Annotated in this window: 13 protein-coding genes; 3 read left to right on the forward strand and 10 right to left on the reverse strand. The window is 64.8% G+C overall.

The features are described 5' to 3' along the window. Positions 1-61: 61 nt before the first annotated feature. The 3 genes from KZZ07_RS20290 to KZZ07_RS20300 form a co-directional block, all read right to left on the reverse strand. Entirely contained in the window at positions 62-787 is a 726-nt protein-coding gene (locus KZZ07_RS20290) for a sulfotransferase-like domain-containing protein (RefSeq protein ID WP_219516755.1), read from the reverse strand. Positions 788-865: 78 nt separating this feature from the next. After that, complete coding sequence (locus tag KZZ07_RS20295; RefSeq protein WP_255564483.1) at positions 866-3,364, reverse strand: ATP-binding protein; 2,499 nt, start codon at positions 3,362-3,364, stop codon at positions 866-868. A gap of 34 nt (positions 3,365-3,398) precedes the next feature. Next, entirely contained in the window at positions 3,399-3,920 is a 522-nt protein-coding gene (locus KZZ07_RS20300; RefSeq protein WP_370631210.1) for a putative pterin-binding protein, read from the reverse strand. 247 nt (positions 3,921-4,167) lie between these two features. Between KZZ07_RS20300 and KZZ07_RS20305 the strand changes: the two genes are divergently transcribed. Further along, positions 4,168-4,782, forward strand: a complete 615-nt coding sequence (locus KZZ07_RS20305) for a response regulator transcription factor (RefSeq protein WP_219516756.1) — start codon at positions 4,168-4,170, stop codon at positions 4,780-4,782. On the opposite strand, the gene KZZ07_RS20310 is transcribed toward KZZ07_RS20305, so the two are convergent. Both KZZ07_RS20310 and KZZ07_RS20315 read right to left on the reverse strand, forming a co-directional pair. After that, entirely contained in the window at positions 4,779-5,765 is a 987-nt protein-coding gene (locus KZZ07_RS20310) for a catalase (RefSeq protein ID WP_219516757.1), read from the reverse strand. The two genes, KZZ07_RS20305 and KZZ07_RS20310, sit on opposite strands and share 4 nt — an antisense overlap. A gap of 11 nt (positions 5,766-5,776) precedes the next feature. Then, on the reverse strand, positions 5,777-7,162 hold the full coding sequence (locus KZZ07_RS20315; protein WP_219516758.1) for a c-type cytochrome: 1,386 nt from the start codon (positions 7,160-7,162) through the stop codon (positions 5,777-5,779). Between the two features lie 94 nt (positions 7,163-7,256). Here KZZ07_RS20315 and KZZ07_RS20320 point away from each other — a divergent pair, with 94 nt between their 5' ends. Then, positions 7,257-9,389 carry a peroxidase family protein gene (locus KZZ07_RS20320; protein ID WP_219516759.1) on the forward strand — a complete coding sequence of 711 codons (2,133 nt, stop codon included), beginning with the start codon at positions 7,257-7,259 and terminating at the stop codon, positions 9,387-9,389. Positions 9,390-9,491: 102 nt separating this feature from the next. On the opposite strand, the gene KZZ07_RS20325 is transcribed toward KZZ07_RS20320, so the two are convergent. The 4 genes from KZZ07_RS20325 to ectA are packed head-to-tail and all read right to left on the reverse strand — an operon-like array spanning position 9,492 to position 13,202. Next, positions 9,492-10,925 (reverse strand): aspartate kinase, encoded by a 1,434-nt coding sequence (locus KZZ07_RS20325; RefSeq protein WP_219516760.1) that lies wholly within the window; start codon positions 10,923-10,925, stop codon positions 9,492-9,494. A gap of 4 nt (positions 10,926-10,929) precedes the next feature. Then, the gene (locus KZZ07_RS20330; RefSeq protein WP_219516761.1) at positions 10,930-11,331 is read right to left on the reverse strand and encodes an ectoine synthase; all 402 of its coding nucleotides are present in this window, start codon (positions 11,329-11,331) and stop codon (positions 10,930-10,932) included. Positions 11,332-11,336: 5 nt separating this feature from the next. Further along, a complete protein-coding gene (ectB, locus tag KZZ07_RS20335; protein WP_219516762.1) occupies positions 11,337-12,623 on the reverse strand; it encodes a diaminobutyrate--2-oxoglutarate transaminase in 1,287 nt (428 codons plus the stop codon). A 48-nt stretch (positions 12,624-12,671) separates the two neighbouring features. Continuing rightward, complete coding sequence (gene ectA / locus KZZ07_RS20340; protein ID WP_219516763.1) at positions 12,672-13,202, reverse strand: diaminobutyrate acetyltransferase; 531 nt, start codon at positions 13,200-13,202, stop codon at positions 12,672-12,674. Between the two features lie 211 nt (positions 13,203-13,413). On the opposite strand from ectA, the gene KZZ07_RS20345 reads away from it, so the two are divergent. Next, positions 13,414-13,896, forward strand: coding sequence for a MarR family winged helix-turn-helix transcriptional regulator (locus tag KZZ07_RS20345; protein ID WP_219516765.1), 483 nt, complete (start codon positions 13,414-13,416; stop codon positions 13,894-13,896). Between the two features lie 22 nt (positions 13,897-13,918). Here the strand turns inward: KZZ07_RS20345 and KZZ07_RS20350 are convergent, their stop codons facing one another. Next, positions 13,919-14,392, reverse strand: coding sequence for an RrF2 family transcriptional regulator (locus tag KZZ07_RS20350; protein ID WP_219516766.1), 474 nt, complete (start codon positions 14,390-14,392; stop codon positions 13,919-13,921). Between the last annotated feature and the right edge of the window lie 27 nt (positions 14,393-14,419).

The raw sequence follows: 14,419 nt of genomic DNA on the forward strand, positions 1-14,419 counted from the left end.
CGCGTCTGGTCGGCGAATTTGGCACCTTCTATTGCCCGTGGCGCCCGCGCGCAAGCCGCTTTCAGGCGCTTGTGCGCAGGGTTTCGGCCCGCATTCGCTGATAATGCGGCAAGGCGGCGTCATGCACCGCCGAAAGCTCCGGGGCCACGGCGGGCAACGCCCCCTCGGCCCCGGCAAAGCCGGTAGAGCGGTGGACAGCGTCGTACCAATGACTTGCCCAGACGCCGTCATCGGCATGACCGCCGGCGGGCCAGGCCAGCATCGCCGGATCGAAGTCGAGGCCGATGGCCCCGCAGAGCGCCCGCAGCGCCGCCTCGGGCGCGCGGCGAATGTCGAAACTGTCGATCACCGCATAGCGCCACCCGCGCGCGCGCACCGCATCGAAGATCGCGCATTGCTGGGCAAAGCCGATGTCCGCAAGTGTCGGATTCTCACGCTTGGCGGCATAGCTGGCCAGCACCCGCGCCGGGTGGCGGATCAGGAAGACATGCGCGGCATCATCGGCCCAGTCCAGGCTGTCACCGTCCAGGTGGTGATGGGTCATCAGCTTGAGGTAGAAATGCGCCTGCCCGCCCGGCGCGGGCGCGGCGCAGCGCCGGGCGACCTCTACCGGGTCGGGAATGCCTGCCTGAACGATCTCTGCGCCCATCGGGTGCGCGATCCCCGTCCGCGTCAGGTACGCCGCGTAAAAGGGTTCGTCCCAGACGCCGCAATCGGGCCGGGCCCCAAAGGCATACATCATCGCGGTCGACAGGTTGCGCGGTCCGGACCAGCAGGCGATGTTCATGGGCTATTGTCCCCGTCTTGGCTGTTGTGCGTCGCGCCTTTCTGCGCTGAAACCGCGCCCGCGTCGAGCCTTGCCGCGTCAGGCGACGCTGGGGTCCGGCGCGGTCTCCCAGGCCCGGCGGGCCTGGGAGACCGCCTGCGCGAGGGCCGCAGCATCCTCGGCCTCGGCCGTGGTCTCGACCGACAGCAGCGCCATGCGCAGGTCGGCTTGCCCGAAGGCCGCCGCGCTGCCCGCAATCCGGTGGGCGCGGTCCGCAATCTCTGACCAGTCGTCCGGCATCGTGGCAAGCCAGTCAAAGAGCGCACAGGTTTCATCCAGGTAGCGCGCCTTGAGCGCCGCCAGCGGATCGTCGACCGCCGGATCGCGCGGCGCGCCCTCTGCCAACGTCGCGTCCGAGCAGAAGCGGGCAATGACCTGCGCCAGCTCCTTTTTCATCAGCGGCTTGCCCAGGAAATCCGACATCCCACCCGCGATAAACCGGTCCTTGGCCTCGGGCAGGACATTGGCCGAGAGCGCCACGATGGGCGCGTCACGGTTCGGCCCCTGCCCGTCCCGGATCGCCCGGGTCGCGGCCAGCCCGTCCATCACCGGCATCCGGATGTCCATCAGGATCAGGTCGAAACACCGCGCCCCTGCGGCCACCACCGCCTCTTGCCCGTTGCGGGCGACGCTGACGTCATGCCCCATCAGGCTCAGCATGTCGCGCGCCAGGTCCAGATTGATCTCGTTGTCCTCGACCAGGAGAATGCTGCAAGGTCCCGCCGGGGCGCACCCCGTTCCGGTCCGGTCCGCGTTATGCGGGGCCCGGGCGGCCCGCACCGGCAGACGCAGCCAGAACACGCTGCCTTCGCCCAGGGTGCTTTCGGCACCGATCTCCCCCTGCATCGCACGCACAAAGCGCCGCGCGATCCCCAGCCCCAGCCCCGTGCCCGGAAGACCCTTGTCCTGCGTGCATCCGCTGGTCTGGAAATCCTCGAAAACCCTGTCGAGATCCGCCTCGGCAATGCCGATGCCGGTGTCGATGATTCGGATCTCCAGCCAGAGCCCCGCCTCGGCCCCTGGCTGGTCCAAAGGTTTGACCTGCTCGATCTCGACCTGGACATGGCCGTCGCGGGTGAACTTGATCGCGTTGCCGATGAGGTTGACCAGCACCTGCTGCAGGCGCGAGGCATCGACACGGATCCAGTCCGCCGGCGCCCCGGTCCAGGCCCAGTCCAGCGTGTTGCCATTGGCCTCGGCCGCGCTGGTCTGGCTGTCGATGATGTCCTGGACCAACCGGCCCGGATCGACGACCTCGGCCCGCAGGGCGGTCGCCCCGGATTCGAACCGCGCGATGTCCAGAACCGCATCCACATGCGACATCAACAGCTTGCCGGAGACGGCCATGTTGTGAACATAGCGCGCCTGCGCCGGGGTCAGGTCGGTTTCCTCCAGCAGCGAGAGATTGCCCAGAACGCCGTTCAGCGGTGTGCGGATCTCATGCGTCATCATCGCCAGAAAGTCCGCCTTGGCCTTTTCGCCGGCCAGCGCCTTGTCCCGTGCCTCGACCAGCTCGTTCTCGGATGAGACGCGGTGCGAGATGTCGCGCAGGAACCCGACGATGATCTCTTCGCTGCCGGTCCGGGCGGTCTCCAGCGCCAGTTCCGCCGGGAACACCTCTCCGGTGCTGCGCATCGCGTCCAGCCGAACGCGCCCGCGCCCGACCACTCGCCGTTCGCCCCCCGCGCGCATCCGCGCCATGCCTGCCTCATGCGCGTCGCGCAGGTGGTCAGGCACGATCAGCCCGCCGATGTTGCGGCCGACGACCTGCTGCGCATCATACTTGAAAATCCGCTCGGCGGCCGGGTTGAACTGCTGGATCTTGCCGCTCAGATCGGCCACCAGCACCGCGTCCAGCGAGGTGTCGAGAATGGTGTTCAGCCGGGAGTAGGCGGCGGCCAGCTCATGCCCCCGCCGTTCGGTCTGGCGCGAGGCGTTCTGCGCGTGGCGCAGAAGAAAGATCAGCACCATGACCAGGACCGCCGTCAGCAAACCCAGCCGCATCAGCGTGACGGCGACCGAAATCCGCTGGAAATCGGACTGCCGCGCGAAATGGTAGAGGCCGGAGGTGGCGAGATCCCGCAGGTCGGCGCGGCTTTGGCCAAAGGCGGATTCGATCCGCGGCAGGCCCGCGGCCAGCTCGGCCCGGGGTCCGTCGATCAGCGGCACCAGGTCGTCCAGGGTCCGCCGGATGCGCTGCATCGGCTCCGCGAACTCCGGAAGGTCGCGCAGCGATTCATACAAGGCGCCGGTTTCCAGCGTTGAGATCCGGCTGTAGAAAATATCGAACTCTTCGATCAGCCGGTCGAGGTCGGGCTCTGGCTGGCGCCGGGCGGTGTCCAGCGCATGGCGCATTTCCAGAAATTCGACCTCTGCCTGGGACAGGGTCCATTGCACGTTGTCGGAATTGGCAGAGTTCAGCAGACGCAGGTCGCGGACGATTTCGACCGCCAGAAAGCCGATGGCGACCATGCAGATCAGCGCGACCCCGAAAAAGATCGCACGCCCGCCCCGCAGGAAACGGTTGCGCCTGCTCATGCCCGGTCCGACAGCGCGCCCATCCCCGTCCCGATCAGTCCAGGACGGTCATGCGGTCAAGCTGCCAGATGCTGCGGGCATAGATGACCTCTGTCCGGTAGGTGCTGGAAGAGGCATAGGGATAGATCAGCCAGAGCGGCCCCTTGTCCCGGCGCGACATGGTCTTGCCGTCCATTGCATAGGCCAGGATCGGCCCGCCCTCGACCGCGTCCGCAATGGGCACGGTGACCGCGTAGTCGTTGATGGCCCGGGCGTCGATTTCCTGGCCCTCGGCGCCAAGGTAGTCCAGCAGGTCATCCAGCGCGACACCCGTGAATTCCGAGGTGCCGGCCGTCCAGATCGTGTCCGTCGTGATGGTGGTTTCGCCGATGTCGCGCAGCATCTGCAGATCCAGACGCGCCCGACCTTCGCCATTGGTGCGGGCAATCGTGCCCTCCACCGTCAGGATGACAGGGCCATGGGGTTCGGGCAGATGTTCGGCCGGTGCGGCGCCTGCCAGGGTAAAGGTCAGGAAAAGAGCGGCGCTGGCGGACTGCACATTAGGAAACGTCATCATGAATCGGGTCCCTCGGGGTTTGAAATGGATCTTGGCACAGACCCTTTAACAGAGCATGTGTGTTTTGGGATGTGTGGACTATCCATCGGGATAGGCAATTGTCGGGCCCCTGTGCTGTTGCAGGGGCCTCCTGCCCAAAGGCGTCGGGCCGCCTCCTTTCGTTCAAAGTTCCGGCAGGGCGCGGCGCTTAACTCCGCACTTACGGGCCTGCCCTATCGTGGCACTTCACGCTGCAAGGACTCAGCCCATGCGAATACTGATTGCCGACGATCACGACCTCTTGCGCGACACGCTGGTGGCCTTCCTGGGCGCGACCGACGGGTTCGAGATCGGCACCGCCGCCAGCTTTCCCGAGGCATGCGCCCGCATCCGCGAAGACGAGGTCTATGACCTCGTGCTGCTGGACTACAAGATGCCCGGAATGCAGGGGCTGGACAGCCTGCGCGAGGCGATGGACATGGCGGGCGGCCAGCGCGTCGCCCTGATCTCGGGCCAGGCCACGCGCGAGATCGCGGAGCAGGCGCTGGAACTGGGCGCGGCAGGGTTCGTGCCCAAGACATTGCCGGCGAAATCGCTGGTCAACGCGGTCCGCTTCATGGCGATGGGTGAGAAATACGCCCCCATCGACTTCATGACGCAGGCCGACAACAGCATCAGCCCGGCCCTGGCGCTCAAGCTGACCCCGCGCGAACTGGACGTGCTCAAGGGGCTGGGACAGGGGTTGTCAAACAAGGAAATCGCCCGCGACCTGGGACTGACGGAACCGACAATCAAGCTGCATATGAAGACCCTGTACCGCAAGCTGGAGGTGAACAATCGCACGCAGGCGGCGCTGGCCGCACGCGAGGCGGGGGTGTTCTAGGCCCGTGGCCCGCGCGCCTCTGCCATGACGCGGTAGACCTCGCGCCGCGCACGGTTGATCGCCCCCAGCGGGCGATGCGCGGGCAGGCTCATCCAGGGCGAAAACCGCATGGCCTCGACCCGGGCGTTCCGGTCGGCGCTGTTCTCTTGCCGGGGCAGCACGATCTCGGCCAAAGGCACGAAATCCGCGCCGGCGGCCTCCCAGTCGACGCGCGCGTCCTCGACGGGCTGGCGGGCGGGATCGTCCTGCACCACCACGCCAAAGGTAAAGCGTGCCTCTCCCTCGCCCATCGCCTGCCAGAGCCGGGTGCCCAACCCGTCCGGGGTCTGCGCGGGTTCGGCAGATGCGCCCTGCCCCACGGCCTTGTATTTCACCACCAGTTCGCCCAGCCGGTAGGGCGTCGTGCTGTGATAGGTCAGTGCCAGCAGCGATCCGGCGCGCCGCCCGGCAAAACCGCGCGCCGCCCGCAGAATGCGCCGCTGAAAGAGGCCCAGCATGACCAGCCCCCGCACAGCGCGCAGCAGACGCAGGGGACTGGCCCCCTTGCTGCGCAGCGCCTGCACCGGCAGGAAATGGCGATTGAAGGGCATGTAGTCCTGCATGTCCTTGCAGAAGTAGACCGGGTGATCGACCAGCACAAAGTCCTGTTCCCTCACATGTCCCTGCCCCGGCTGCAGTTTCATCCCCGGTATATCCAGCAGCTTGATCGCCATGCCGCGCACGTCGCGCGCCCGGTCGTCCTGTTGGCCGCCGTTGGACAACCGCACCAGGCAGGGGTGGTCGGCGCCCGGCTGGAACACCCCCTGCGCCAGCGATGACGGCAGATCCGTCCGCACCCGGAACCGCCCGTGCAGCAATCCGTGGTGCTTGGCATGCTGGCCGCGTTTCACCACGCCATCCCGCCGCCAGAGCGTCTGCAGGTTGGCGCGTGTCAGGCGCAGGATCTGCGCCGCTTCGCCGTTCGGAATGCGCTCTGGTCCCATCCCCCGCCCCTTCAGAGCGACTTGAGATAGTCGAGCAGCAGCGCCTTTTCCGCCTCGGGCAGCGCAGTCCCCCAAAGATGCCCGCCATTGCCGTTGCCGGTCAGCGTCGTGTCCAGTTCGACCCCGGTTTCGCAGGTGAAGCCAACCCTCTCCGGGTCCAGAACGGTGCAACCCCGAAAGAAGGTGACGGGCCGCGCCTCGGGCGGAGACAGCAGGTCGGCCAGCGTCGGGACAGAACCGTTGTGCAGATAGGGCGCGCGCATCCAGATCCCGTCCAGCGGCATGTTCGCGTAGCCGTCCGTGGCGCGGTAGTTGTGGAATCGCCATGAATACTTTTGGCCTACGCGGCTGAAATAGCTGACCATTTCCGCATCGAACAAATCGGTGCGCTGCGGGTCTGTGCCCAGGATCGCCTGCGATGTCACCTGGCCCAGGCTGGGGCTGCCGGGATCGTGGCAGGTGTCGCAGCCCTCACGCTCATAGATCGCGCGTCCCCGTGCCACACGGTCCGCGTCCAGCGGCAAGGGCCAGTCCGGTGACGGGAAGTCCAGTAACCAGTCCGAGACGCGCTCGATCGACTGCCGTTCCAGCAGCCAGTCCGCCGCGCCCCCGGCCAGCGCCGCCGAGATGTTGCGTTCGTCCAGAGAGCGGTTGTTGCCATCCCAGTGAAACCAGCCGTCGGTGCGCAGCCGTTGGTTCCAGATAGAAGGGAAATCGACCACGCCGACGCGGCTGTCACCCGAAGGATTCAGCCCCCAGCGTTCGCGCCAGAAATTGCCCGCGTCCGTGCGCCCGGGTCCGTGGGGCGGACGCCGGTCCATCCAGGCCAGCCGCGCCTCCAGCGTCGCGACCTCCTCTGCCAGCCGGGGAAAGACCACGCGGCGCAGGACCTGCCGGTCGAACCAACCCAGCGGGCGCCCGTTGGCCTCTGCCGCGTCGATCACCGCGTCGGGGGTCAGCCTGCGGTCCTGCGCGGCGCCGGTCAGGAACCGGATATAGGCCTGGATATCCAGGGCGTTGTTGGGCGCGCCCAGCACCAGATGCCGCGCGCCGTCCAGTTCGTAGGTCGAGACATGGCAGGTGGCACAGTTGAAACCCACGCGTTCAACCCCGATGCGGCGCACCGAAACGCCGATGGGCAGATCCTCGCCCTCTTCGCTGAGGAACCCGAACCCGGCGTAGCCCTGCGGGATTTCCTCGGCAAAGATCGTGGGCAGTTCACGCCAGATGGCAAAGGGGAACCCGTCGACCTCGGCCCCGATGGAGCCGTACTTGAAATGCGCGACCACGTCCTCGAAATGCGTGGCCGGCCAGGGTTTTATGGTCAGGCGCTTGTATTCCAGGAACAGCGCGGATCCCAGAAGGGCCAGGAAGACGATGAGCAGAAGCTTTTTCATGATACATCTTTGACGTGAAAAAATTTGGACATAACCCCTTAAAGCTGCCACACTTGGGCCCATTAATGAAGGTTTTATTGAAAGGGGCGCGACGATGGACACGGCCTCGGCGGATGCACCGCACAAGGGATTTCGCATCGATTGGGCGGTTTGGCGCCGCACCTTCCTGCAACTGACCTGCCTGCTGGTGGGGGCGATGATGTTCTATCGCGGGTTGCTGAACCTCTTTGGCTATCCCAGCCCTTGGGTCTCTCTGTTTCCGGGCACACCGGTCCTTGGCGCGCTCTGCCGGGTGCCGGAATACTGGGAGCGCTGGACGCTGGGGCCAATCTTCATGGGGGGCGTGTTCGGCATCGTGCTGATGTGGCGCGAGCTGCGCATCGGCTGGTGGATCTTCACCGCGCTGAATTTCCTTGTCGGCTTCTGGTTCATCTTCATTCTCGAGGACATCTGGCAGCACCACGTCCTGCCGCATATCGTCTTTTCCGCCGTCTTCCTGCCGTTCTACCCGGGCATGAAACGCTCCGAATGGCTGGCGGCGCGGATCAACGGCCTGTTGGCCCGGATCGCGGAACTGGCCCTGTCCCAGCTGACCCGCCCCTGGGTCGCGCGGCTGGTCGAGGCGGTGCCGGCCCTGCATCGCCGCCTGAACGCCCTGCTGATCAACCGGATCGTGATGCAGGCCCGCCCCCGCCCGCATCCCTTCTCGACGATGGCGCCCTTTACATCCTGGTCCAGCCTGACCGACAGGACCTGGGCGGGCCGGCACCTGGGTGTCAGCGAGATCGACCAGGACAATCTGCCGGGATGGAAGGGTGAGGCCGGGTTGAAACCCCTCTTTGAGCGCCCCGACGGAACACAGGTGCCCTGCCCCAAGTCCACCTGCCTCTTTCCCAGTTTCGCCCAATACCTGACCGATGGGTTCCTGCGCACGGTGCCCGAAAGCATCGGCGGCGACATCCCCGTCCCGGACCGGCGCAAGCGCAACACCTCGAACCATGAAATCGACCTCTGCCCGCTCTATGGCCGCACGCCGGAACAGACCCGCCTCCTGCGGGTGCCAGAGCCGGGCCATGCCCACCAGGGGATGCTGCGCTCGCAGTGGATCGGAGAAGAGGAGTTCCCCGAGTTCCTCTTTGCCGATGGAGAGATCCGGCCCGAGTTCGAGGGGCTGGACCCGCCGCTGGGCCTGACCGACCTGCTGAAATCCTGCGCCTCGGACGATGCGGCCACCGCCGCCGGGGCCCGCGCCTTTCGCGACGCGCTGTTTGCCGTGGGCGGCGACCGGGTCAATTCCGTGCCGCAGGTGTCGATGATGAACACGCTTTTCCTGCGCGAACACAACAGGCTGGCGCGCGAGATCGGCGCGCGGCAGCCTGACTGGGACGATACCCGCGTGTTCGAGACCGCGCGCAACGTGGTCGTCGTGCAATTCATCAAGATCGTGGTCGAGGATTACATCAACCACATCGCGCCCTTCGCGCTGCACCTCATGGCGGATCCGTCGGTCTGCTGGCATGCGCCCTGGAACAAGCCCAACTGGATCACGACCGAGTTCAGCCTGCTTTATCGCTGGCACGCGCTGATCCCCGATGCGATCACCTGGGGCGGGACGGAACACCCGGTGGGCCTCAGCTATTTCATGAACAACCTGCCGCTGATCCAGACCGGGCTGAAACGCGGGTTCGAGGACATGAGCGCCCAGCCCGCGGCGCGCCTTGGTCCGCGCAACACCAATGACAGCCTGCTGAATATCGAATGGGATTCGATCCGCCAGGGCCGGATCTGCGAACTGGCCTCTTACAACCGCTACCGCGACTACCTGGGTCAGGCCCCGGCAAAGGCATTCGACGAGATCAGCAGCGATCCAGAGGTGGCGGCGCAACTGGCGCGCGCCTATGGCTCTGTCGACGAGGTGGATTTCTTCACCGGGATCTTCTGCGAGGACCGGGTGCCCGGATCGCCCCTGCCCCGCACCATCCTGTCCTTTGTCGCGCTGGACGCGTTTTCGCAGGCCTTGCCCAACCCGCTGTTGTCGGAACATGTCTTTCCGCCGCCGCCCGGGTTTGACGATGACCCGGAGATGGAGCACCCGACCTTCACCCGCTACGGCTGGGAGCAGATCGGGGCCTGCGGTTCGCTGAGGGACATCATCGCGCGCAACGTCGCGGCGCCGGAAACGCTGGGTTTCATCGGCATGACGCGGCCCGACTGGCAGGGCGACTGAGCCGCCGCCGTGCCGCCAGGAAAAAACCCGCCCCTTGCGGGGCGGGCCTTGTTTCAGTCGGGCCGCGTATCCGCAGCCGCTATTGTCGGTCGGTCTGGCGCCTCAGGCGACCAGCGCGACCTTCGCCTTGTCACCATCCGCCTTTTCCTCATCGAAAAAAGCGTCATGCAGGCTCTTGATGGCCTTGGCCATATCGCCCCGTTCAAGAATGAACTGGGTGTCCACGTTACGCGGTCCCTGGCTTGCGCCGACCGAGTAGATGCCCGAATTCGCAAAGCTTTCCAGCCCGCGTTGCAGCACCGACAGGCCGCTGAGGTCACGGCCCACGACCGACACCAGCGACAGCTTGCGCGTCTTGATCTCGGCATGGGGGTAACGCTCTGCCAGGTCGGTTTCGACCCGGCGCAGCGATTTCAGCGAGGTGTCCACGTAGTGCGTCACCGTGTTGGCGTTCGACACCTTGGAGACGATGCGCACGTTGTGGCGCGTCAGCGCGTCGAGGATCGAGGCGTCATAGCCCTTCACCCCCACCATGTCCTGTTCGAACACCTCCAGCGCGATCACGTCGAGGCCGGTCACAATCTCGACACCCGGCGTCTCTGCCGGCTGGTCGTCGATCAACGTACCCGGATCACCCGGATCGAAGGCATTGGTGACGCGCAGCGGCACATTCGCCTGGCGCAGCGTCTTGGCCGCCGAGGGGTGGATCGCCTCCATCCCGAGGTTCGCCATCTGGTCGGCCACGTCGTAGTTGGTCCGGCCCAGCTTGCGCACCTTGTCTGCGCCGACGATCTTGGGATCGGCGGAGGACAGGTGGAATTCCTTGTGGATGATCGCCTCGCGCGCGCCGGTCTGGGCGGCAAGCTCCGAAAAGGTCACCTCGGAATAGCCACGGTCGAACTCGCGCATCAGGCCTTCGCGGCACTGCGCATAGCCGGTCACGATGGGCATCTCGGTCTCGGGGTCGATCCCGTCCATGCCACGGTCCAGCCGTTCCTGCAGCGTCACCTCGCCATCGTCGCGCCAGCCGGTCAGGTCGACCAGCCGCGCGTTGACGCCGGCACGTTGCAGCAGCAGCACCGCCACATGGGCCGAATGCGCCTCACCCAGGCCGGACAGCAGCTCTCGGATGTGCAGCAGATGCGCGTTCAGGCGGAAATGCCCGTAGGAACACAGGCGTTGCAGGTCGATCAGGCAGTTGCGTGCGCCCTCGATCCGTTCCTGGACAAAGTTGGTGGCCTGCTCGATGTCGCCGGGGTGGTCAAGGACCGCCTCGTGCGCCTCGATCATGGCGTCGCTCACGCGACTCAGCGCCTCGTGCCAGCCGTGATCGTCCTCGGCATTGGCGAACCGCGCATAAACGCCGTCTTCGCCGGTTTTCTTGTGTTCCAGCAGCAGGTTGGTGATGCCACCAAAGGCCGAAACAACAAAGACACGACCATAATGCGCCTCGCCGTCCTTGAGGAACAGCGTGTCGCGCAGGTCGGCGAGGCGGGACATGCTTGTCCCGCCGATCTTTTCAACAGTGTGGGTCATAGGTTCAGGCCTCCACCTCCTCGGGGGCGGCATAGGATCCATCTTCGCGGTGCACTTCCTTGCCGGTCACCGGCGGATTGAAGCAGCAGGCCATCCACAGTTCTTCATCGGCCCGCAGCGTATGCTTGTCGTGCTCGTTGAGCGCATACATGGTGCCCGGTTTGATCTGGTGAGTCTCACCGGTCTTGAGATCGGTGATCGACCCCTTGCCTTGCATGCAATAAACGCTCTCGAAGTGGTTCTTGTAATGGAACGTATGTTCCGAACCGGCTTCGAGAATGGTGATGTGGAACGAGAAGCCCATACCGTCATCGGCAAGCAGCATGCGAACGCTGGTCCACTGCGCGTCCGACACGACACGGTTTTTCTCGTTCGTGCTGATTTCTTCGAAATCTCTGACGATCATGACTGTTACTCCGCTGCAATCTTCTGGGTCGACAGGACGGATCGCGCCGCGTCGATCAGGATGTTCAGACCATCCTTGAGTGTTTCATCCGGGGTGGTGAGCGGGGCCAGCACCTTGACCACCTCGTCCTCGGCGCCCGAGGTTTCGATGATCAGGCCGTTTTCAAAGGCCTCGGCGCAGATCGCCGCAGCCAGGTCGCCCGAGCCCACGTCCACGCCACGCATCATGCCACGGCCCTTCAGTTTCGCGTCGGGGATCATCGAGGCGATGGTCTCCAGCCCGTGCTCAACCGTCTGCGCGCGGCGCTTGATGTCCTTCTGGAACTCGTCGTCGCTCCAGAACTTCTCGATCGCCACGCGGGCGGTCACGAAGGCATGGGTGTTGCCGCGGAAGGTGCCGTTGTGTTCGGCGGGCTTCCAGATGTCCAGCTCGGGCTTGATCAGCAGTGCGGCAAAGGGCAGACCCATCCCGCTCAGCGATTTGGCCATCGGAATCAGGTCCGGCTCGATGCCCATCTCCTCGAAGGAGAAGAAGGTTCCGGCCCGGCCACAACCTGCCTGGATGTCATCGACGATCAGCAGGGCGCCATGTTCCTTGGCAAGGCGTGCGATGCCCTGCATGAATTCCTTCGACGCGGCGTTCAGACCACCCTCGCCCTGAACGGGCTCGATGATGAAGGCCGCCGGCGCATCGACGCCCGAGGAAGAGTTGCTCAGCATCTGGTCAATGATGTCGAGGCTGTCGACATCCTCGCCAAAGGCGCCTTCGAACGGCATATGCGTGGTGCCCGACAGCGGCGTGCCGCCGCCCGCCCGCTTTCCGGCGTTGCCGGTCGCGGCCAGGGCACCCATCGTCATGCCGTGGAAGCCGTTGGTGAAGGCGATCACGTTTGTGCGCCCGGTGACCTTGCGGGCCAGCTTGATCGCGGCCTCGACGGCGTTGGTGCCGGTCGGGCCGGTCATCATGACCTTGTGGTCCATGCCACGCGGTTTCAGGATCACCTCCTCGAATGTTTCAAGGAAACGCGCCTTTTCGCCGGTGTGCATGTCCAGGCCATGCGCGATCCCGTTCTGCGACAGATGATTCATCAGCGCGCATTTCATGTCGGGATCGTTGTGGCCGTAGTTCAGCGAGGAACAGCCAGCGAGAAAGTCGATGAAGGTCCGCCCGGCGGCGTCGGTCATCTCCGAGCCAAGCGCGGTGGTGAACACGGTGTCGAAGTTGCGGCAATAGCTGCGCGCTTCCGACTCCCGTCGTTTGAAGATCGTCGGGTGAAAGGTCTGGGAAGACATTGTTGGTCTCTCGTTCTGTGTGAGGAATGTGGGCGAAGGGCGCGGGGCTTAGGCCGCCTGCGCCATCTCTTCGGCCACCTTGATGGTCACGAGGTTCTCGGTCTTGTGCCGTTCGTCAAAGTGCAGCGACTGCGTGTAGTAGGGCTGCACGTCGAGGCCACGGCCCATGCGGCGCGCGAACTTGCGGAACAGCGCCCAGGAGGCGTCGTTGTCACCGGTGATCGTGGTCTGCATGCGGGTCACGTCCTCGCAGAGGTCGCGGTCCAGGATGGTCTGAAGCATCAGGCCACCAAGACCCATGCCGCGCGCCTTGTCGGACACGGCGACCTGCCAGACGAACAGAGTATCGGGATCACTGGGCAGCACATAGGCGGACACCCAACCCACGATCTCCCCATCCAGTTCGGCAACAACGCAGGTGTCGGCAAAGTGATCGCACTGCAAAAGGTTGCAGTACATCGAGTTTTCGTCGAGCGGCTTGCACGAGCGTACCAGCTCCCAGATCGCCGACCCGTCTTCTGCTGTCGGGACACGCAGGTTGGGCAGGGACGAACGGGCGATATCGCGCGGATGTTGCATAGGATGAAGTCTCCTCGTTTGCTTTGGATGTCGAAATAGCGTGTCGGCCCTGACATTTCAACTGGCAAAGCAATTTTTATCGGATTTCCGCCAAATATGGCCTCAGAGGCTCCCCTTTCGGCCCTATTTAGCTTAGGATGGCGAAGCACTATGGCCTTGAATACCCCGTGAGAGACCTATATCGTTAGTTATGCTAATCAATGGAACACTGATGGACCGTGTTGACACCTGCCTGATCGCAATCCGCCGAATCCTGCGCGCGACCGAACTTTACGGTCGTGAGCTGAAACAGACGTCCGGCATCACGGCGGTCCAGTTCCGTGTCCTTCAGATCATTTCTGAACGCAGCCACGCGACGGCCAAGGAAATCTCTGTCCGGATGCGCGTGTCACAGGCCACGGTGACCTCACTGGTGGACAAGCTGGTGCGCCAGGACATGGTTGTCCGTGAGAAATCCGAACAGGATCGGCGCCAGACCAACATTCACATCACGCCCAAGGGCCGCCGGACGCTGGACGAGGCGCCCGACCCGCTGCAACAGCGGTTCGTGCGCAAGTTCGATGCCATGGAGGACTGGGAGCAATCCATGCTGGTCTCCAGCCTGGAACGGGTTGCGGCGATGCTGGACGCCGAGGATCTCGACGCCTCCCCCGTGCTCGACACCGGAGAGCTCAAGCGCACGCTGGATCACTGAGTCGACCTGCTGCCGGAACGGGTCAGACCGTTCCCGGCCGTCCGCAGCTGTCCGGCAGGTGCGGACCCGCGGACAAGAGTTCGACCAATCCGCAATTTCCGCGCACCAGGTCATCCAGCGTTACCATGTCCAACTCGTGATAAAACGCCTCGAGCGCGCGCGTGACGTAGCTGCGCAAACGGCACACGCCGGTCAGCGGACAGGTGTTGTTGTCCGGGTCGAAACACTCGGCAAAGGGAATGTCGGTCTCGAACAGGCGAAACACCGCCCCGATCGAAATCCGGTCCGCTGGCCGCGCCAGCCGCAGCCCGCCCGCGCGCCCACGCACCGTTTCGATGAACCCGTCGGCCTGCAATTGCTGCACCACCCGCGCCACATGATTGAGCGAGGCATTGCAGTCACGCGCGATGTCACAGGTCCGCACCAGCTCGCTGGCGTTGACCGCGCAATACATCAGAACGCGCGCGGCAAGATTGGTTCGTATGGTCAAGCGCATCTTGTCTCTCTTGATTGCCCCCTCTTT

The organism is Mameliella sp. CS4 (genome assembly GCF_019392335.1).
GTDB lineage: Bacteria > Pseudomonadota > Alphaproteobacteria > Rhodobacterales > Rhodobacteraceae > Antarctobacter.